Origin of the sequence: Streptomyces sp. SirexAA-E (assembly GCF_000177195.2) — a bacterium.
In the GTDB taxonomy this organism is placed as follows: domain Bacteria; phylum Actinomycetota; class Actinomycetes; order Streptomycetales; family Streptomycetaceae; genus Streptomyces; species Streptomyces flavovirens.
The window spans coordinates 5,295,386-5,313,931 of the sequence record NC_015953.1 but is presented as its reverse complement, the minus strand read 5'-3'; the positions used below and the strand labels follow the sequence as shown (position 1 = coordinate 5,313,931).

Here is an 18,546-nt window from a genome sequence, read left to right as displayed (position 1 = left end):
TTCCGTGACGAAGACATGTAGGTGACGAGGATGCGCGGCTGACACGGTGTCCCGGCGGGTGGGCCTGCCGGGACGGCGAGCGGATCAGGTCAGCGCGGGCTCCGCCTGGGGTACGTCGATGTCGATGCTGTCGAGCAGCGACTCCTGGTGCTGAGCGGCGGCGTTGAGCGCGTCGTTCTCACTCTGGATCCGTACGAGCTCGGATTCCAGGTCCTGGACGCGCTGCTGGAGCCGTCGCATCTCGGCGAGGAGTCGCGGGTCGGAACCGCCGACGTAACCGAGAAGCGCCTTTGCCATGATGGATGGTCCTCCACAATGAGTGACCGACCGATGCGGTGTGGGTCGTGAGGGATTCGCACCCGCGGTGCTCGGTTTCGCCCTGCCGTCACTGCGGTCCGCTGTGACGAGAGCTCCGCCGAACAGGTAAGGTGCGCGGGGTTTTCAGCGTCTCACCAAAAGGTTTGACGGTCAACACGATCACACCCCGTGGAGGCGGGGCTCCCGGGGGCACGCCGCCCGACGATCACCGGGCGCGGCTCTCCTACGGGGTCCCGAGGGGCGTGGAGATCTTCGTCAATGCCGCAGCCTGGCACGTCTTCCCGTTCTTGGCAACCATGGGTCGCTCCCGGGTCCTTTCGCAGGTCATTTCGGGTGCGGGCGCCCTCGGGGCGGCCCGGTCACCTTTCGGCACCCACCGGATACGCACGGGATTCGCGCCGGCCCCCGAGGCCATGATCAGCGGATCGCGAATCCGTCGTAACCGCCGCGGGGCGTGTCCCAGATCTCAGTGACTCCGTCCACGTGTCCGGGCGTGTCGTCGGAGGCGAGCCATTCCAGCAGACGGTGGCAATTCTCACGTGGCCCTTCCGCCACGACCTGCACCCGACCGTCCTCGAGATTGAGGGCGAAGCCGGTGAGACCGCCGATCTCCAATGCGTTTGCCCTGGTGAACCAGCGAAATCCCACTTGCTGTACTCGGCCGCGTACCCAGACGACAAGGCGTGCTTCTTCGTTCATGCCCGAACGCTAACCGGGCAATTGCTCAAGAGGCACGTCACCCCTATGGCCCATGGCGTACAGTCCCGTCGCACACGGCTCACTCGAACGGGTGAGTACGAGAGCAAACACGGGACGTCGAGGTGGACGCCCGGAGGACGAGGAAGGCACAGCGCATGGGACGCCATCGACGCGCGGGCGCCGCTCCCGCCGCTGAACAGGACGCGGCCGGTGCGGTGGGCGGACGCCGGGGGACCCGCCCGGACCGTGGGAAGAAGCGGACCGGCCTGCCGCTGCGCGCCGGTCTCCTCGGGGTCTCCGCGGCGGTGGCCGTCGGCGCGGTCGGGGTCGCCTCGGGTCTGCTGCCCGGTGGCGACACCTACAGCGTCAGCGGTGACACCTCGGCCGATCCGTACCGCACGGCCGGGGCCCCCGACCTGCTGACCCAGGGCGGCTCCTCCGAGTCCCCGGCTGACCGCACCTCCGCCTCGGCGTCCGCCGAGGCGGACCGGGGCGCCGGCCGGGCCGCGGCCCCCGCCAAGTCCTCCGCCGGCACTGCGGGCAAGCCGTCCGCCGACGCCTCCGAGCAGAGCACGAAGCCGTCGGCGGCCCCCACGACGGCGGCTCCCTCGAAGACGTCCGAGCGGACGACGGCGGCACCGCGGTCCGAGGCGCCGAAGAAGAGCACGAGCCCCAGCGCCGAAGCACCGTCCGCGCCACGGACGGCGTCCGCCTCACCGAGCAGCCCGGCCGCCTCGCCGTCGGCCCCGGCCGCCACCACCGCCCAGGCCGCCGTGCTCTCCCTCGTCAACCAGGAACGCGCCAAGGTCGGCTGCAGCCCGGTCACCGCCGCCGCCTCCCTGACCGCGCTGGCCCAGGACTTCAGCGAGGACATGGCCGCCCGCGACTTCTTCGGCCACACCGACCCCGACGGCGCGACCCCCTGGGACCGTGCCGACGCGGCCGGGGTGTCGGGGCTCGGCGGCGAGAACATAGCCCGCGGCCAGGCCGACGCACAGGCCGTGATGGACGCCTGGATGGCCAGCGACGGACACCGCGCCAACATCCTCAACTGCGACTACACGACCCTCGGCGTGGGCGTGCACTTCGGTCCCGGCGGCCCGTGGTGGACGCAGGACTTCGGGTTCTAGGGCGTGTCCGCCGTCAGCCCCGTCAGGCGGGGCGCGGCGGGCGCTGGCAGCGCGGGCAGTAGTAGCTGGAGCGGTTCATCCACGGCCGGCGCCGCATCGGCGTCCCGCAGCGGTGGCAGGGCTCGTCCTCGCGTCCGTACGCGTCCAGTGAGCGGTCGAAGTAGCCGGACTGGCCGTTCACGTTGACGTACAGGCTGTCGAAGCTGGTGCCGCCCTGGGCCAGGGCCTCGCGCATCACGTCCCGGACGTGGCCCAGCAGCTCCGCCGTCCTCGGCCGGGTGAGGGTCGCGGTCGGCCGCTCGTAGTGCAGCCTGCTGCGCCAGAGCGCCTCGTCGGCGTAGATGTTGCCGACGCCGCTGATCAGGGACTGGTCGAGCAGTGCGCGCTTGACCGTCGTACGCCGCAGCCGCAGCGCGGTGTGGAAGGCGGCGTCGTCGAAGGCGGGGTCCAGCGGGTCGCGGGCGATGTGCGCGATGACGTCGGGCAGCCCGTCCGGGGTGTTGTCGTGGAGCGAGAGGCCCCCGAAGGTCCGCTGGTCGACGAAGCGCAGCTCCGTGCCGAGGTCGTCGGCGAAACGGACCCGGATGCGCAGGTGCTTCTCGTCCGGCGCCTCGGACGGCTGGACGAGCAGCTGGCCGCTCATGCCGAGGTGGCCGAGCAGCGAGGCGGACACCTCGTCCAGCGGGATCCACAGGTACTTGCCGCGCCGCATCGCGGTCCCGAAGCGCAGCCCCCGCAGCCGGGCCGCGAAGTCGGGGCCGCCCGCGATGTGCCGGCGGACGGCACGCGGGTGCAGGACGTCCACGTCCTCGACGGTGCGCCCGGAGACCCAGCGCTCCAGCCCTCTCCGTACGACTTCGACCTCGGGCAGTTCGGGCACGGCGGCGCTCCTCGGGGAACAGGACGGGACAGCGAGAGCCCCCCGGCGCATGTGCACCGGGGGGCTTTCGACAGGGGTCAGGCCGGAGCGGCGTCCGCCCGGGGCGGGTCGGCGGCAGGGGTGTCGGCGGCCCCTGCCCCGGCCGCGGACTTCCCCGCGGCCTCCCGCTCCTCGGCGGCGGCGCTGATCTCACGCCAGGCGGACTCGGCCGCCTGCTGCTCCGCTTCCTTCTTGCTACGGCCGGTGCCGGTGCCGTACGAGACACCACCGACGCGAGCGGCAGCAGTGAAGGTCTTCTCGTGGTCCGGTCCGGTCTCCGTGACGAGGTACTCGGGTACGCCGAGGCTCTCGCTCGCGGTGAGCTCCTGGAGACTGGTCTTCCAGTCCAGGCCGGCCCCGAGGTTCGAGGACCTGTCGATCAGCGGGTCGAAGAGCCGGTGCACCAGCTCCGAGGCCGCGTCGAGACCTTGGTCGAGATAGACGGCGCCGATCACCGCTTCAAGGGTGTCGGCGAGGATGGAAGCCTTGTCCCGGCCACCTGTGCCCTCTTCACCGCGGCCGAGCCGGATGAAGGAGCCGAGGTCGAGCCCGCGGCCCACCTCCGCAAGCGCACGCGAGTTGACCACCGCGGCCCGCAACTTGGCCAGCTGGCCTTCGGGCAGGTCGGGGTGGGTCCGGTACAGCGTGTCCGTGACCACCAGGCCGAGCACCGAGTCCCCGAGGAACTCCAGCCGCTCGTTGGTGGGCAGACCGCCGTTCTCGTACGCGTACGAACGGTGGGTCAGCGCACGCACCAGAAGGGCGGACTCGAGGTGATACCCGAGCCGCCCTTCCAGAAGCGTGTGGGACGAGGCTGTGTTGATGTTGTCTGCCTGCTTCTTGGCGCTGGACAACTCAGACATCGGGCCTCTCACCAGCCGCTCAGACCTCGAGGACCTGGCGCTTGTTGTAGGTGCCGCAGCTCGGGCACGCGATGTGCTGCAGCTTCGGCTCCTGGCAACGCTCGCACGAAACCAGGGTGGGGACCGCAGCCTTCCACTGCGACCGGCGGTGGCGCGTGTTGCTGCGCGACATCTTCCGCTTCGGAACAGCCACGGCTACTTCTCCTGCTTCTCGTCGACGCCCGGTTCGGCGCCGCCCATGTTGTCCTTCTCGCCGTCCTGAACGGTGTCGGCGAGTCCTTGCAGTGCCGCCCAACGGATGTCGACGGCATCGTGGTGGTGGCCCGGATTCTCGTCCAGCCTGATTCCGCACTCGGAACACAGACCGGCACAGGTCTCCTTGCACACCGGCTGCAGCGGCAGTGCGAGCACCACCGCGTCACGCAGCACAGGCTCGAGGTCGAACAAGCCGTCCTCGAGGAAGAACCTGTCCTCGTCGTCCTCGGCGTCGTCGACCGGGTCCGCGCTGCCGCGGTTCCGGTCATCGGCGTCAGGGTACGAGAACATCTCCTGGAAGTCCGCTTCGACCTCCAGGGTCAGCGGCTCCAGACACCTTACGCACTCCCCTTCGGCCGCCGCACGGGCGGTGCCTGTGACGAGCACCCCTTCCATGACCGATTCGAGGCGGAGGTCCAGCACCAGGGGCGCGTTCTCCGGCACACCGATGACCCCGTCGATACCGAGGTCCTTCGGCGCTTCCACCGTGCGGGACAGCCGCTTCATGGCACCTGGACGCCGACCCAGCTCGCGCGTATCGAACACGAGGGGGTTGCGGTGGTCGAGGTGGCCGTTCAGGGCTTCTCCTGCTTTCGAAAGATCATGTGCGACGTGCTGCTCGGGGAGGGCCGCCCCGCTCCGGGAGGAAGCGGGCAGGCCGGATCGCGGACATAGGCGCGACCGAAGAGCCAGGATACTGGACGTACCGCCCAGCTCCCAATCCGGTCCTTCCGGTCCGCCGGCCTACCGGATCAGCGCCCCTGTTCGTACCGGCGCAGCTGGTCCAGGTCGATCATGCTCGTGTCGAACAGGCTGGTCTCGTCGAGCACGCCCTCGCCCTGCTGGACGGGGGCCTGGGGCTGCTGCGCCCAGCCGTAGTCCTGCTGCTGGTTCGGGTCGTAGGCCTGCTGCTGGTAGGCGTAGGGGTCGGGCTGCTGCTGGTAGCCGTAGCCCTCCGGCTGGAGCGGCTGGTCCTGGTAGGCGTAGGTCTGCGCGTACTGCGGTTCCGGCTGGGCCTGGGCCGGGAAGGCCGGCTGCGCGGGGTCCTGGTAGTCGGCCGCCGGGGTGTAGTCCGGCTGCGCGGGCTCGGCGTACGCGGGCTGCTGCGGGGTGTGCCGCGGCTCCGGGGTGGCGATCTCGGCGAGGCCGGCCCAGTGGTCCTCGTCGCTGGTGTGCAGCGCGCCGCCCGCCGCGTCCTGGGCGGCCATGTGCGCACCGAGCTCGTCGGTGGCGACCCGGCCGTGCAGCTTCTGCCGGCCGCGGCCGACGGCTTCCAGGGTCTTGGCGAGCACGGCCTCGAAGGCACCGAACTTGGCGTCGACGTACTCGTCCGCGCGCCGCCTGAGGGTCTCGGGGTCGCCGCTGCGCTCGGGCGCCTCGGCGTAGTCCGGGTCCTCGTAGCCCTCGGCGTCGATCCCCTCGCCGCGGCCCAGCAGCTTCTCCCGGCCCCGGTCGACGGATCCGATGGTCTTGGTGAGGACGACCTCGAAGTTGGCGAGCTTGCTGTCGACGTACTCGTCCGCCTCGCTGCGGACCTCGTCGGCCTCCCGGCGGGCCGCGGTCAGGATGCGGTCGGCCTCGGCCTGGGAGCGGCGGGCGATCTCGGTGTCGGCGATCAGCGATCCGCGCTCGGCGCGGGCGGACTGAAGGATCCGCTCGGCCTCCTGCCGGGCCTGCTCGACGACCTGCTCACGGCCGCCGAGGACCTCCTCGGCGTGCGCGAGCGAGCCGGGCAGGGCGTCGCGCACCTCTTCGAGCATCGCGAGCAGGTCGGCGCGGTTGACCACGCAGGACGCCGACATGGGCATGGAACGGGCGTTCCCGACCGTTTCGACGATCTCGTCGAGCTTCTTCTGCACGTCCACCGTGTGCTCGCCACTCTCTGCTGCTGTTGGAGACGGACGGGACGACTGTAAGGCCAGGAGCCTCCCGTCCGACACCTGGTGACGGGGCGTCAGCGGTTCACGCGCGGCCGATGCGTTCCACGAGGGCCTGGTGGACGGTCGGCGGCAGCAGGTGGGACACGTCCCCGCCCCAGGTGGCGACCTCCTTGACCAGGGAGGACGACAGGAAGCTGTACGTCGGGTTCGTCGGCACGAAGAGCGTCTCGACCCCGGAGAGGCCGTTGTTCATCTGGGCCATCTGCAGCTCGTAGTCGAAGTCGCTGACGGCCCGCAGGCCCTTCACGATCGCCGGGATGTCGCGCTCCTTGCAGAAGTCGACCAGTAGACCGTGGAAGGACTCGACCTCGACGTTGCCGAAGTCGGCGGTCACCTCGCGGATCAGGTCGATCCGCTCGTCCACCGTGAACAGCCCCTTCTTGGACTGGTTGATCATCACGGCGACGTGGACGACGTCGTACAGCTTCGAGGCTCGACCGATGATGTCGAGATGTCCGTTGGTGATGGGGTCGAACGACCCGGGACAGACGGCGCGGCGCAACGTGTTTCCCTCGCTCTCCGGTGCGGTCATCGTGCGTCTTCGCACGTAGAGGCGGCGCGACCGTACCAAAACGTCGCCTCGCCGTAACGACGGGCCCGCAGTGGCTCGAATCCCTCGGGCCAGTTGAATTCTCCGCCTCTGGTGCTCCGTTCCACCGTGACGAGGGCGCCGCCCGTGAGCCACCCCTGAGCACGGAGTGTGAGCAGGATCTCGCGAAGATCGGCATCACTGGCGGCGTACGGCGGGTCGAGGAAGACCGCGTCGTAGGGGTCGGCGGGCGCCGGTCCCGTCACGGTCGTCTCCGCCTTGCCGGTCCGCACCTCGGCGCCCGGCAGTCCGAGGGTCCGGACGTTCTCGCGGACGGTGCGCGCGGCCTTGGCGTCGGCCTCGACGAGCAGGACGTGGACGGCTCCCCGGGAGAGCGCTTCGAGTCCCACGGCGCCGGAGCCCGCGTAGAGGTCGGCGACGCGGATGCCGTCGAGGGTGCCCAGGAGCGCTTCCCAGGTGGAGAAGAGGCCTTCGCGCGCCCGGTCGGAGGTGGGGCGGGTGCCGGTGCCGGGCGGGACGGCCAGGCGGCGTCCGCCGGCCACGCCTGCGATCACGCGGGTCATGGGTGTCTGGTCCTCGGGGGTCGCGGGCGGCACGCCGGAGTGGGACGCGTGCCGTGCCCCCACGATATGGCGTCGGGGCCGGCCCGGCGCTGGTCACCCCTTGTCGAGGTACTCCTCTCGGTCCTTGTCCAGAAGGGCGTCCAGGGCGGTGCGCAGCTCCGGGAGCCGTTCCAGGTCGGGGTCGGCGGCGACGACCCGGACGGCCTCCTCGCGGGCCGCCGCGATGACCTCCTCGTCGTCGATGACGCTGAGCACCCGCAGGGAGGAGCGGACGCCGGACTGGGCCTGCCCGAGGACATCGCCCTCACGGCGCTGTTCGAGGTCGATCCGGGAGAGCTCGAAGCCGTCCAGGGTGGCGGCGACCGCCGAGAGCCTGGCCCGGGCTGGGCTCGCCTCGTGGGCCTCGCTGACCAGCAGGCACAGGCCGGGGGCCGAGCCGCGACCGACACGTCCGCGCAGCTGGTGCAGCTGGGAGACGCCGAAGCGGTCGGCGTCCATGATCACCATGGCGGTGGCGTTGGGGACGTTCACGCCGACCTCGATGACCGTCGTCGCGACCAGGACGTCGGCCTCTCCGGCGGCGAACCGGCGCATCACGTCGTCCTTGTCGTCGGGGGGCATCCTGCCGTGCAGCACCTCGATCCGCAGGCCGGCGAGCGGGCCCTTCGCGAGCTGCGCGGCGATGTCCAGCACGGCGAGCGGCGGGCGCTTCTCGGCGTCGTCCGCGGGGGCGCTCTGCTTCCTGCCCTTCTTCTTCTCCGCCTCGTCGGCGTCGTCGCCGATGCGGGGGCACACGACGTACGCCTGGTGGCCGCCCTCCACCTCCTCGCGGACGCGCTCCCAGGCGCGGTCGAGGAAGTGGGGCTTGTCCTTGGCGGGGACGACGTGGCTGGCGATGGGCGAGCGGCCGGCCGGCAGCTGGTCCAGGACGGAGGTCTCCAGGTCGCCGAAGACCGTCATCGCGACCGTGCGCGGGATGGGGGTGGCCGTCATGACGAGCAGGTGCGGCGGCTGCTTGCCCTTGGAGCGCAGGGCGTCGCGCTGTTCCACGCCGAAGCGGTGCTGTTCGTCGACGACGACGAGGCCGAGGTCGTGGAACTTCACCTTGTCCTCGATCAGGGCATGGGTGCCGATGACGATCCCGGCCTCGCCGGTGACCAGGTCGAGCAGGGCCCGGCGGCGGGCCGCGGTGCCCATGGAGCCGGTGAGCAGCACCACCTTGGTGCCCCGATCCGAGCCGCCGAGCGCCCGCCCGTCACCCGGCCGACGTCCCTCGTCGAGAGGCGCTTCGCGCCACAGCCCCCAGTTCTCGGCCAGCTCCCCCATCATCTCGGTGATCGAGCGGTGGTGCTGCTGGGCGAGGACCTCGGTGGGGGCGAGCATCGCGGCCTGGCCGCCGGCGTCGACGACGCGGAGCATGGCGCGCAGGGCGACGAGGGTCTTGCCCGACCCCACCTCGCCCTGGAGCAGCCGGTGCATGGGGTGTTCGGTGGCCAGGTCCCCGAAGATCTCGCCGGTGACCTTCTGCTGGCCCTCGGTGAGGGTGAAGGGCAGTACGGCGTCGAAGGCGTCGAGCAGGCCGTCGGGCACCGGACGGCGGGCGACGGCGGGGAGCTGGGTGTCGGCGAAGCGGCGGCGGGCGAGGGCGACCTGGAGGACGAAGGCCTCGTCCCACCGCAGCCGTTCCCGCGCGGCGGCGATGTCCGCCTTGGTGTGCGGGCGGTGGATCCTCAGCAGCGCCTCGGGGAGGGGGAGGAAGCCGCGTCCTTCCCGCAGGGAGGCGGGCAGCGGGTCGACGGCCTCCTGGGCGCTGGGCAGGACGGTGTCCACGGCCTTGGCGATCCGCCAGGAGTCGAGCTGCTTGCAGGCGGGGTAGATCGGCAGCAGCTGTCCGGCGAAGGCGTCGACGGCCTCGGTCGCCTCGTCCTCGGCCTGGGCGTCGAGGAGCTGGTAGGTGGGGTGGGCGAGCTGGAGCTTGCGGTTGAAGACCGAGACCTTGCCCGCGAACATCGCCCGGCGGCCCGGCAGCAGCTCCTTGTGCGGTTTGTGGACGCCGTGTCCGAAGAAGACCAGCTGGAGCCGTCCGCTGCCGTCGGTCAGGGTGACCTCCAGGCGCTTGCCGCGACCGCCGTTGAACGTCATGACGCGGGCGTCGGCGACCTGGGCGACGACCGTCACGTGCTCGTCCAGCGGGAGGTCGGTGAGCGCCGTGAGGCGGCCCCGCTCCTCGTACCGGCGCGGGTAGTGGTGCAGGAGGTCACCGACCGTGTGCAGGTCGAGGTGTTCCGCCATCACCTTGGCGGTGGGTCCGCCGAGCAGCTTCTTCAGTGGTTCATCGAACGCAGACACGCGCTCCATTGCACACCACGGCACTGACAAACGCGGTGAGGGCCGCTCACTCCACGCCGATCAGCAGGGGCGCCGTCCGGGGGCCGCCCCGGTAGATCACGGTGTCGACGGCGAGGTGCCCTTCGCGGACGTGCTCCTCCAGGAGTGCGGCCAGGGCGTCCGGCATCTCCTCGCCGAGTACCAGGGTGACGAGTTCGCCGCCCGCCGACAGCATCCGGTCCAGGACGGTGCGGGCGGTGCCGGTGACGTCGTCGCCGATGACGGCGACGTCGCCGTCGATCAGGCCGAGGACGTCACCGGCCTGGCAGATGCCGGCGGTGGTCCAGGACTGCCTTTCGGCGACGGCGAGTTCGGCGTACCGGGTGGCGCCGGCCGCGGCGGTCATCGCCACCACGTCCTCGTCGAAGCTGCGATCGGGCTCGTGGACGGCGAGGGCGGCGATGCCCTGGACGGCGGCCCGGGTGGGGATCAGGGCGACGCGTACGCCTTCGGTCCGGGCCTGTTCGGCGGCGGCCGCCGCGGTGTGGCGCAGTTGGGCGTCGTTGGGCAGCAGGACGACCTCGCGGGCGTGCGCACGGCGGATCGCGTCGACCAGTTCGCCGCTGGCGGGCGGTTCGCCGGGGCGGGCGAGAACGGTGGTCGCCCCGGCCTCGGCGCACAGGCCGAGGAGGCCGTCGCCGGGGACCACCACGACGACGGCGCGCTGGGCCGGTTCGCGGTGGGCGCGGATCCGGTCGGCCGCGAAGTGGGTGATCCGGATGCGGTGGGGGCGGCCCGCCTCGACGCCGGCCTCCACGGCGGCCCCGGCGTCGTCGACGTGGACGTGGACGTTCCAGAGGCCGTCGCCGCCGACCACCACCAGGCAGTCGCCGAGCGCGTCCAGCCGGGTGCGGAGCCGGCCGACGGCGTCGTCGGAGGCTTCCAGCAGGTAGATCACCTCGAAGGCGGGTCCGCCCTCCGGGTCCGCCTCCGCGCACGCGCCGGTGAGCGGGGGGCCCGCAGGGACCAGCGGGGCCGGGCCGGCCGGGGCCCGCCCGCCGACCGCCTCCAGCAGGGCACCGAGGACCGTCACCAGTCCTTGCCCGCCCGCGTCCACGACTCCGGCCCGGCCGAGGACGGCCAGCCGCTGGGGGGTGTGCGCCAGCGCGGTGCGCGCCCCGGCGTACGCCGCGTCGGCCACGTCCGTGAGGTCCGCGGCCGCGGCCGTCGCTCCGGCGGCCTCGGCGGCGGCGGAGGCGACGGTGAGCACGGTGCCCTCCACGGGGTGGGCGACGGCGAGCCGGGCCGAGGCCGCGGCCTCGGCCAGCGCCCGGCGCAGGTGGTCCGCGTCACCCGCCGCGGCCAGGACGCCCGCCATGCCGCGCAGCAACTGGGCCAGGATCGTCCCGGAGTTCCCCCGGGCACCGATCAGCGCCCCGTGCGCCATGGCGCGTACGACGTCGGCCAGGGCGGGCGCGGTGGTGCCGGTCTCATGGGCGGCGAAGACGGCTTCGACGGCCGCCGCCGCCGATTCCACGGTCAGGTAGAGGTTGGTCCCGGTGTCCCCGTCGGCCACGGGATACACGTTGATGGCGTCGATCGCCTCGCGCTCACGGCCCAGTGCCTCCAGGGCCAGGGAGCACCAGGCGCGCACCGCTACGGCGTCCAGGGCCTCGGGGGGCTGCGGCACCGTGGGTCCTCCTTGTGGCGGCCGTGGGGGGCTGGGCTGCACCGCAGGTTAGCCCCCGGGTCCGGTCCCGGCCGGGGACAGGGGCGGGCGGAGGCGGTGGCGAGCCGTGGTAGTTTCGTATCTCCGGAGCAGGCGGGGTATGCTGCTTCGGTTGCCCGGCGCAAGTCGGGCCATTCCTCCGGTACCGCCACTTCAGTAAAATGATTCCGGCGCGCCGGAATTCACTGTAAGTGCATCTGAAGTCTTTGGAGTGACCCGTGGCTGCCAACTGCGACGTTTGCGGCAAGGGGCCGAGCTTCGGCAACAGCATTTCGCACTCGCACCGCCGTACGTCCCGTCGCTGGAATCCCAACATCCAGCGCGTGCGTGCCGTGGTCGGTCGGACGCCGAAGCGGCTCAACGTCTGCACCTCGTGCATCAAGGCCGGCAAGGTCGCGCGCTGACGTTCCCGTCGTAGCGCAGCCTTCCGGTTGCCCGAAAAGCCGGTCCATCTCGGTGGACCGGCTTTTTGCTGTCCCCGTCCGGGGAGGGTCAGACGGTGGCGCGCGTCGCCCAGCCGTGGTGGACGGGTCCGATCCCGGCGCCCAGCGCGAATCCGGCCCGGATCGCGCCGGTGACGTACTCCTTGGCGCCCCGTACGGCGCTCGGCACGTCCTCTCCCCTGGCGAGCAGGCAGGCGATGGCGGAGGCCAGGGTGCAGCCGGTGCCGTGGGTGTGGCGGTTGTCGTGCCGGGGGGCGCGGAACCAGTGTTCCTCGCTGCCGTCCGTGAGCAGGTCCACGGCCTCGCCGGGGAGGTGGCCGCCCTTGACGACGACCCAGCGCGGCCCGTGGGCGAGGATCCGGTCGGCGGCCTTCCGCATGCCCGGTTCGTCGGTGACGGTGAGGCCGGTGAGCTGGGTCACCTCGTCGAGGTTCGGGGTGGCCACCGTGGCGACGGGCAGCAGCTTCGTGCGGACGGATTCGAGGGCCTCGGCGGCGAGCAGCGCGTCCCCGTGCTTCGAGACGCCGACCGGGTCGACGACCACGGGGGCGCCGGTGTCCGCGAGGAGCGCGGCGACGGTCTCCACGAGCGCGGTCGAGGAGAGCATGCCGGTCTTCACGGCCTGCACGCCTATGTCGTCCACCACACTGCGGTACTGGGCCCGTACGGCTTCGACGGGGAGTTCCCAGGCGCCCTGCACGCCCAGCGAGTTCTGGGCGGTCACCGCGGTCAGCACGCTCATGCCGTGCGTGCCGAGGGCCAGCATCGTCTTCAGGTCGGCCTGGATGCCGGCACCGCCGCCGGAGTCCGATCCGGCGACGGTGAGCACGCGGGGCGGTACAGCTGTCGATACGGTCATGGACCGGAATCTACTGGGCGTCCTCGATGGACCCGAAATGGTCCCAGCCGCCCTTGCTCGTCCAGGGCGCCCCGTCGACCGTGACCTGGGGCAGCGCCGAGGGGTTGAGGACTTCGCCGATCACCCTCCAGCGGGCCGGGAGCTTCACGTCCGGCGGGAACGTCGCCACGATCGCGTGGTCCTCTCCCCCGGTGAGCACCCATTGCAACGGGTCGACGCCGACGGCCTGGCCGATGTCGGACATCTGCGAGGGGATGTCGATGAGCCCTGACCGCAGGTCGATCCGGACCTTGCTGGCCTCGGCGATGTGACCGAGGTCGGCGACGAGTCCGTCGCTGACGTCGGTCATGGCGGTGGCGCCCAGTCCGGCGGCCGCGGGGCCCGCGTGGTACGGCGGTTCGGGGCGCCGGTGGGCCTCCACGAAGGCGCGCGGCGAGCGGAAGCCCCGGGAGAGCACGGCGAATCCGGCGGCCGACCAGCCGAGCCAGCCGGTGACGGCCACGACGTCGCCGGGCCGGGCGCCGGACCGGGTGACGGGTTCGTGGTTGCGCAGGTCTCCGAGCGCGGTGATCGAGACGGTGATCGTGTCGCCGCCGACGACGTCCCCGCCGACCACGGCCGCACCGGCGACCTGGCATTCGTCCCGCAGCCCGTCCATCAGCTCGGCGGCCCAGGTGACCGGGAGGTCGGCGGGGACGACGAGGCCCAGGAGCAGTGCCGTCGGCACCGCGCCCATGGCCGCGATGTCGGCGAGGTTCTGTGCCGCGGCCTTGCGGCCGACGTCGTACGCCGTCGACCAGTCGCGGCGGAAGTGCCGGCCCTCCAGCAGGATGTCCGTACTGGCCACGACCCTGCGGTCGGGGGCGGCCACGACCGCGGCGTCGTCGCCCGGTCCCAGCCGTACCGCCGGAGTGGTGGTGAGCCGGGAAGTGAGCTCTCTGATGAGCCCGAACTCCCCCAACTCGCCCACGGTTCCCTTCACCGAGTCTCACCTCTCATGTATCGCACCGGAGATCTGTCCGGGCTGCTGCAGCGGCCGGAGGCCCGGACCCCGGGCGGGCCTTCGGCGGGTGCGGGCGGCCCCGGGACGTAAGGGCACCGCTGTCCCTCCTCTGCTCCACCGGGCTTGCGGTCGCGAGCCCTCACTGCTGTCGGTACCGTCAAGTGATACGTCAACTTCCGCGGTCCGTACGCCACGCCCCGGGTGCCGGCCGGCCCGTAGGTCTCCCCGTGGCACGCGGTGACGCGATAACGTGGCGTCCCTTTCCCCCACATGATCCTCGTGGCCGCCCTGGAGGTTCCGTGGTACAGGCGTACATCCTCATTCAGACCGAGGTGGGCAAGGCGTCGACCGTCGCCGAGACCATCGCGAAACTTCCGGGAGTGATCCAGGCAGAGGACGTGACAGGTCCCTACGACGTGATCGTGCGCGCGCAGTCCGACACGGTCGACGCGCTCGGCCGCATGGTGGTCGCCAAGGTCCAGCAGGTGGAAGGCATCACCCGGACCCTGACCTGCCCCATCGTGCACCTCTGACCCCCGTCTACGCTGGTCCGGTGACGCCTATCCGCCGCCGGTCCCGTTCCGCACGCCTCGTCCCGTCCGTCGCCCTGGCCGTCGTGGCCGCGGCGGGCTGTTCCGCCGGTGGCGGCCGGCCCTCGGTCACGGTTCCCACGCCGTCGTCCGAGGCCGCCGCGTACTGCGAGGCGCTGCACAAGGAGTTGCCGAAGACCGTCGACGACCTGGAACGGACCGACCCCGAACCGGACTCGGCGCTGACCGCCGGATGGGGGGACGGGGCGATCGTACTGCGCTGCGGCGTCCCCCGGCCCGCGAAGATGGACGATGCCCAGTCCAAGGGGATCGACGCGGACGGCGTCAACTGGCTGCTGGAGCAGCCGGATGACGCCGGTCCGCGGTTCACGACCACCTACCGCAAGGCGTATGTCGAGGTGACGCTCGGGACGCGGTACGCCCATGACATCACCCCGCTGTCTGCGTTCGCCGGCCCGGTCGCCCGGACGGTTCCCGAGAGCCTGTGAGGCGCCTCAGCGCAGTCCGGTGGAGCGGTTCAGCGCCGCCTGGATCAGCCGGTCCACCAGCTCCGGGTAGCTGACGCCGCTCTCCTGCCACATCCGCGGGTACATGGAGATCGGGGTGAACCCGGGCATCGTGTTGATCTCGTTGATGACGAACGTGCCGTCCTCGGTGAGGAAGAAGTCGGCGCGCACCAGGCCTTCGCAGGAGGCGGCCTCGAAGGCGTCGACGGCGAGCCGGCGCACCTCGGCGGTCTGCTCCTCGGTGAGCGGCGCGGGGACCAGTCCGGCCGCCGAGTCGATGTACTTGGCCTCGAAGTCGTAGAAGTCGTGCGCGGTGACCGGCGGGATCTCGGCGGGCACGCTGGCGCGCGGGCCGTCCTCGAACTCCAGCACGCCGCACTCGATCTCCCGGCCCCGCAGCAGCGACTCCACCAGGAACTTGGGGTCGTGGCGGCGGGCCTCCTCGATCGCCTCGTCCAGGCCGGAGGGGTCGTCGACCTTGGTGATGCCCATGGACGAGCCGCCGCGGGCGGGCTTGACGAAGAGCGGCCAGCCGTGTTCGGCGGCGAACTCCATGATGCGCTTGCGGGCGGCGGGGCGGTCCGACTCCCACTCGCGGGGGCGGACGACCTCGTACGGGCCGACCGGCAGCCCGAAGGAGGTGAACACCCGCTTCATGTACTCCTTGTCCTGGCCCACGGCCGAGGCCAGGACCCCGGCGCCGACGTAGGGGACGCCGGAGAGCTCCAGGAATCCCTGGAGGGTGCCGTCCTCGCCGTAGGGCCCGTGCAGCATGGGGAAGACGACGTCGACCTCGCCCAGCACCGTGGGCACCGCGCCGGGTTCGCCGACGACGACGTCGCGGTTGCCGGGGTCGACGGACAGCGTCACGGCCCCCTCCGCGGACTGAGCGAGCCGGTCCACGTCGGGGACCTGCCGGTCGGAGATGGCCATGCGGGCCGGGTCGTCGGCCGTCAGGGCCCATCGTCCGTCCCGGGTGATGCCGATCGGCAGGACGTCGTACTTGGTCCGGTCGAGGGCGCTCATCACGGCGCCGGCCGTGACGACCGAGATGCCGTGTTCGGAGCTCCGGCCGCCGAACACGACGGCCACGCGCGGCTTGCGGCGCTGTTCGGAGCTCTGTCCGGAGCTCGCGGGGCTCTGTCCGGCTCCGACGGGGCTCTCAGGGCTCTGGGGGAGGTTCTCGCTGCTCATATCGCGTTGAGGGTACCTGCTGGTAGGTCCTGTCCGGCGGATCAGGCCCTCGGGACGGGCACGTCCGTGCTCAGCGCCGCTCGGGCTTGGCGCTGCGTGACATCAGCTCCTTCAGGGCGACCAGCGGGGGCTTGCCCTCGTGGACGATCCCGACGACCGTCTCGGTGAGCGGCATGTCGACGGCGTGCCTGCGCGCCAGATCCAGCACCGACTGGCAGGACTTGACGCCTTCGGCGGTCTGCTTGGTGACGGCGACGGTCTCCTGGAGCGTCATCCCGCGGCCGAGGTTGGTGCCGAAGGTGTGGTTGCGCGAGAGCGGCGAGGAGCAGGTGGCCACCAGGTCGCCGAGTCCTGCCAGTCCGGAGAAGGTCAGCGGGTCGGCGCCCATCGCCAGGCCCAGCCGGGTGGTCTCGGCGAGGCCGCGGGTGATGAGCGAGCCCTTGGCGTTGTCGCCCAGGCCCATGCCGTCGGCGATGCCCACGGCGAGACCGATGACGTTCTTGACGGCGCCGCCGAGTTCGCAGCCGATGACGTCGGTGTTGGTGTACGGGCGGAAGTACGGGGTGTGGCAGGCGGCCTGGAGCCGCTGGGCCACGGCCTCGTCGGAGCAGGCGACGACGGCGGCGGCGGGCCGGCGTTCGGCGATCTCCTTGGCGAGGTTGGGACCGGTGACGACGGCGACGCGGTCCGGGCCCACGCCGGTCACGTCCGCGACGACCTCGCTCATCCGCTTGGCGGTGCCGAGTTCGACGCCCTTCATGAGGGAGACGAGGACGGTGCCGGGCTCCAGGTGCGGCGCCCAGGCCGCGAGATTCGCGCGCAGGGTCTGCGACGGCACGGCCAGGACCGCGAAGTCGGCGCCGCGCAGCGCCTCTGCGGGGTCGGTGGTGGCCCGGACCGAGGCGGGCAGTTCGATTCCCGGCAGGTAGTCCGGGTTGGTGCGGGTCCGGTTGACCGTGTCGACGACGTCGGCGCGGCGCGCCCAGAGGGTGACGTCGCAGCCGGCGTCGGCGAGGATCATGCCGAAGGCCGTACCCCAAGAGCCGGTTCCGAAGACGGCTGCCTTCGCGGGGTGCGTCACGTGGATCCCTTTCCCTCTGCCTTGCGCCGCTGTTCAGCACGGGCCTTGCGGTGATCGTAGAGCTCGGCGGGTGCCTTCTCGCCGCGTACGTCCTCCAGCTGCGCGGTGATCGCGGCCATGATGACCTCGGTGGCCTGCCGCAGGACGTCGGGGGTGGGTTCGAGGTTGTAGAAGCGGGACAGGTCGACCGGGGGGCCGGCCTGCACCCGCAGGGTCTTGCGGGGGAACAGCCGGAGCTTGTTCTCCTTGGCGTAGGGCGGCATCGCGAGGTTGGCGCCCCACTGGGCGACGGGAATGACCGGCGCCTTGGTCATCAGGGCGACGCGGGCCGCGCCGGTCTTGCCGGCCATCGGCCACATGTCGGGGTCGCGGGTCAAAGTGCCCTCGGGATAGAACGCCACGCATTCGCCGCGTTCGATGGCGGCCACGGCGGCGCGGAATGCGTCCAGCGCGTTGGTCGTCTCGCGGTAGACGGGGATCTGGCCGGTGCCCCGCAGCATCATTCCGACGAAAGGCGCCCGGAACAGCCCGGCCTTCGCGAGAAGCCGCGGCACCCTTCCGGTGTTGTACTGGTAATGCGCGTACGAAAGCGGGTCGAGATACGAGTTGTGATTGACCGCGGTGATGAATCCGCCATCGGCCGGAATGTGTTCCATTCCCCGCCAGTCGCGCTTGAACAGAACCACCAGGGGTGGTTTTGCGATGACCGCCGCCAGGCGGTACCAGAAGCCGATTCTGCGGCGGGACACTCGAACGCCTTCCTCTAGGGCCGGGTCTCTGCCCGGTTCGCGGCGGTGCTGTGCCGGCCCGGGCCCCTGCTGTGTGGAGAACACCGTACGCCTCGCCCGCCGGGGCGGACCGGCGGGCCGTCGTACCGGCAGGCGAGAATAAGTCCTGATGCGTACGGAGGGGGAGATCGCCACGAACACCGACCCGACCGGCTCCTGGTCCCTGGTCGTCCCGTTGAAACCGCTCGCCCGCGCCAAGAGCAGGCTGGGGCGGGCGGTCGGCGGCGATCGGGCGCGGCTGGCACTGGCGTTCGCACAGGACACGGTGTCCGCCGCGCTGTCCTGCCCGGCGGTGCGCGATGTGGTGGTCGTCACGGACGATCCGGTGGCGTCGGCGGCGCTGACCGCGCTCGGCGCCCGTGCGGTGGCGGACGTTCCGGCGGCGGGGCTCAACGCCGCGCTGGAGCACGGCGCGCGGTCGGTGCGTGCCCGGCGCCCGGCCGCGGCGGTGGCCGCGCTCAACGCGGATCTGCCCGCACTGCGCCCGGAAGAACTCGCTCGCGTTCTCGATCGTGCCGCCGCTTTTCCCCGTGCGTTTGTCACCGATGCCCAGGGAATCGGCACGACATTTCTTTCCGCCGCCCCGGGCGTGGAATTGCGGCCGGCCTTCGGTGGCGCTTCCCGGGCGCGGCACCGGGCGTCGGGCGCGGTGGAGATCCCGGCAGCCGGTGTCGACTCGGTCCGCAGGGACGTCGACACCGGGGAGGATCTGCGGGTGGCGCTGGAGCTGGGGGTGGGGCGCTGGACCGCCGCCCTGCGCCCCGCGCCGGCCGCGGAGGTCCAGGACCGGTCGGCGCCGGACGGCCCCTGAGACCTGTCCCGTCGTG

21 protein-coding genes are annotated in these 18,546 nt (G+C 71.8%); 5 read left to right on the top strand and 16 right to left on the bottom strand.

All coding sequences use genetic code 11. The features are described from left to right. Positions 1–84: 84 nt before the first annotated feature. Positions 85–297, bottom strand: coding sequence for a hypothetical protein (locus SACTE_RS23840; RefSeq protein ID WP_014048575.1), 213 nt, complete (start codon positions 295–297; stop codon positions 85–87). 438 nt (positions 298–735) lie between these two features. Continuing rightward, on the bottom strand, positions 736–1,017 hold the full coding sequence (locus SACTE_RS23835) for an acylphosphatase (protein ID WP_014048574.1): 282 nt from the start codon (positions 1,015–1,017) through the stop codon (positions 736–738). A 155-nt stretch (positions 1,018–1,172) separates the two neighbouring features. On the opposite strand from SACTE_RS23835, the gene SACTE_RS23830 reads away from it, so the two are divergent. After that, positions 1,173–2,147 carry a CAP domain-containing protein gene (locus tag SACTE_RS23830; protein ID WP_014048573.1) on the top strand — a complete coding sequence of 325 codons (975 nt, stop codon included), beginning with the start codon at positions 1,173–1,175 and terminating at the stop codon, positions 2,145–2,147. 22 nt (positions 2,148–2,169) lie between these two features. On the opposite strand, the gene mutM is transcribed toward SACTE_RS23830, so the two are convergent. From mutM to SACTE_RS23785, 9 genes are all read right to left on the bottom strand, one after another. Beyond that, a complete protein-coding gene (gene mutM, locus SACTE_RS23825; protein ID WP_014048572.1) occupies positions 2,170–3,027 on the bottom strand; it encodes a bifunctional DNA-formamidopyrimidine glycosylase/DNA-(apurinic or apyrimidinic site) lyase in 858 nt (285 codons plus the stop codon). A 77-nt stretch (positions 3,028–3,104) separates the two neighbouring features. After that, positions 3,105–3,929, bottom strand: a complete 825-nt coding sequence (gene rnc / locus SACTE_RS23820) for a ribonuclease III (protein ID WP_014048571.1) — start codon at positions 3,927–3,929, stop codon at positions 3,105–3,107. Between the two features lie 19 nt (positions 3,930–3,948). After that, positions 3,949–4,122, bottom strand: coding sequence for a 50S ribosomal protein L32 (rpmF, locus tag SACTE_RS23815; RefSeq protein WP_003965982.1), 174 nt, complete (start codon positions 4,120–4,122; stop codon positions 3,949–3,951). A gap of 2 nt (positions 4,123–4,124) precedes the next feature. After that, complete coding sequence (locus tag SACTE_RS23810) at positions 4,125–4,730, bottom strand: DUF177 domain-containing protein (protein ID WP_014048570.1); 606 nt, start codon at positions 4,728–4,730, stop codon at positions 4,125–4,127. A gap of 206 nt (positions 4,731–4,936) precedes the next feature. Beyond that, complete coding sequence (locus SACTE_RS23805; protein WP_014048569.1) at positions 4,937–6,049, bottom strand: hypothetical protein; 1,113 nt, start codon at positions 6,047–6,049, stop codon at positions 4,937–4,939. 97 nt (positions 6,050–6,146) lie between these two features. Then, positions 6,147–6,626: a pantetheine-phosphate adenylyltransferase gene (gene coaD / locus SACTE_RS23800; RefSeq protein ID WP_019992291.1), complete on the bottom strand. Its 480-nt coding sequence runs from the start codon at positions 6,624–6,626 to the stop codon at positions 6,147–6,149. A 26-nt stretch (positions 6,627–6,652) separates the two neighbouring features. Next, positions 6,653–7,237: a 16S rRNA (guanine(966)-N(2))-methyltransferase RsmD gene (rsmD, locus tag SACTE_RS23795; RefSeq protein WP_014048567.1), complete on the bottom strand. Its 585-nt coding sequence runs from the start codon at positions 7,235–7,237 to the stop codon at positions 6,653–6,655. Between the two features lie 93 nt (positions 7,238–7,330). Beyond that, on the bottom strand, positions 7,331–9,595 hold the full coding sequence (gene recG / locus SACTE_RS23790) for an ATP-dependent DNA helicase RecG (RefSeq protein WP_014048566.1): 2,265 nt from the start codon (positions 9,593–9,595) through the stop codon (positions 7,331–7,333). A gap of 37 nt (positions 9,596–9,632) precedes the next feature. Beyond that, positions 9,633–11,255: a DAK2 domain-containing protein gene (locus SACTE_RS23785; RefSeq protein ID WP_014048565.1), complete on the bottom strand. Its 1,623-nt coding sequence runs from the start codon at positions 11,253–11,255 to the stop codon at positions 9,633–9,635. Between the two features lie 257 nt (positions 11,256–11,512). Between SACTE_RS23785 and rpmB the strand changes: the two genes are divergently transcribed. Then, the gene (gene rpmB / locus SACTE_RS23780; protein ID WP_003965989.1) at positions 11,513–11,698 is read left to right on the top strand and encodes a 50S ribosomal protein L28; all 186 of its coding nucleotides are present in this window, start codon (positions 11,513–11,515) and stop codon (positions 11,696–11,698) included. An 88-nt stretch (positions 11,699–11,786) separates the two neighbouring features. Here rpmB and thiD read toward each other — a convergent pair whose 3' ends face one another. After that, a complete protein-coding gene (gene thiD / locus SACTE_RS23775; protein ID WP_014048564.1) occupies positions 11,787–12,596 on the bottom strand; it encodes a bifunctional hydroxymethylpyrimidine kinase/phosphomethylpyrimidine kinase in 810 nt (269 codons plus the stop codon). A 10-nt stretch (positions 12,597–12,606) separates the two neighbouring features. Beyond that, positions 12,607–13,578 carry a thiamine-phosphate kinase gene (locus tag SACTE_RS23770; protein WP_014048563.1) on the bottom strand — a complete coding sequence of 324 codons (972 nt, stop codon included), beginning with the start codon at positions 13,576–13,578 and terminating at the stop codon, positions 12,607–12,609. Positions 13,579–13,898: 320 nt separating this feature from the next. On the opposite strand from SACTE_RS23770, the gene SACTE_RS23765 reads away from it, so the two are divergent. Both SACTE_RS23765 and SACTE_RS23760 read left to right on the top strand, forming a co-directional pair. Beyond that, positions 13,899–14,132 (top strand): Lrp/AsnC ligand binding domain-containing protein, encoded by a 234-nt coding sequence (locus tag SACTE_RS23765; protein ID WP_014048562.1) that lies wholly within the window; start codon positions 13,899–13,901, stop codon positions 14,130–14,132. A 20-nt stretch (positions 14,133–14,152) separates the two neighbouring features. Then, positions 14,153–14,638 carry a DUF3515 domain-containing protein gene (locus SACTE_RS23760; protein ID WP_014048561.1) on the top strand — a complete coding sequence of 162 codons (486 nt, stop codon included), beginning with the start codon at positions 14,153–14,155 and terminating at the stop codon, positions 14,636–14,638. Positions 14,639–14,644: 6 nt separating this feature from the next. On the opposite strand, the gene SACTE_RS23755 is transcribed toward SACTE_RS23760, so the two are convergent. The 3 genes from SACTE_RS23755 to SACTE_RS23745 form a co-directional block, all read right to left on the bottom strand. Then, positions 14,645–15,850: a D-alanine--D-alanine ligase family protein gene (locus tag SACTE_RS23755; protein WP_014048560.1), complete on the bottom strand. Its 1,206-nt coding sequence runs from the start codon at positions 15,848–15,850 to the stop codon at positions 14,645–14,647. 70 nt (positions 15,851–15,920) lie between these two features. Further along, positions 15,921–16,931 carry an NAD(P)H-dependent glycerol-3-phosphate dehydrogenase gene (locus SACTE_RS23750; RefSeq protein WP_014048559.1) on the bottom strand — a complete coding sequence of 337 codons (1,011 nt, stop codon included), beginning with the start codon at positions 16,929–16,931 and terminating at the stop codon, positions 15,921–15,923. Further along, entirely contained in the window at positions 16,928–17,680 is a 753-nt protein-coding gene (locus tag SACTE_RS23745; protein ID WP_014048558.1) for a lysophospholipid acyltransferase family protein, read from the bottom strand. The genes SACTE_RS23750 and SACTE_RS23745 overlap by 4 nt, the downstream gene beginning before the upstream one ends. Before the next feature lie 148 nt (positions 17,681–17,828). Here SACTE_RS23745 and cofC point away from each other — a divergent pair, with 148 nt between their 5' ends. Next, entirely contained in the window at positions 17,829–18,530 is a 702-nt protein-coding gene (gene cofC, locus SACTE_RS23740) for a 2-phospho-L-lactate guanylyltransferase (RefSeq protein WP_014048557.1), read from the top strand. Positions 18,531–18,546 lie beyond the last annotated feature (16 nt).

What these genes read in the sequence shown, in the direction of transcription:
- SACTE_RS23830 (WP_014048573.1), top strand. Translation starts at nt 1,173, where the DNA reads ATGGGACGCCATCGACGCGCGGGCGCCGCTCCCGCCGCTGAACAGGAC.
- SACTE_RS23755 (WP_014048560.1), bottom strand. Translation starts at nt 15,850, where the DNA reads ATGAGCAGCGAGAACCTCCCCCAGAGCCCTGAGAGCCCCGTCGGAGCC.
- cofC (WP_014048557.1), top strand. Translation starts at nt 17,829, where the DNA reads ATGCGTACGGAGGGGGAGATCGCCACGAACACCGACCCGACCGGCTCC.
- rnc (WP_014048571.1), bottom strand. Translation starts at nt 3,929, where the DNA reads ATGTCTGAGTTGTCCAGCGCCAAGAAGCAGGCAGACAACATCAACACA.
- recG (WP_014048566.1), bottom strand. Translation starts at nt 9,595, where the DNA reads ATGGAGCGCGTGTCTGCGTTCGATGAACCACTGAAGAAGCTGCTCGGC.
- SACTE_RS23835 (WP_014048574.1), bottom strand. Translation starts at nt 1,017, where the DNA reads ATGAACGAAGAAGCACGCCTTGTCGTCTGGGTACGCGGCCGAGTACAG.
- SACTE_RS23840 (WP_014048575.1), bottom strand. Translation starts at nt 297, where the DNA reads ATGGCAAAGGCGCTTCTCGGTTACGTCGGCGGTTCCGACCCGCGACTC.
- thiD (WP_014048564.1), bottom strand. Translation starts at nt 12,596, where the DNA reads ATGACCGTATCGACAGCTGTACCGCCCCGCGTGCTCACCGTCGCCGGA.
- rsmD (WP_014048567.1), bottom strand. Translation starts at nt 7,237, where the DNA reads ATGACCCGCGTGATCGCAGGCGTGGCCGGCGGACGCCGCCTGGCCGTC.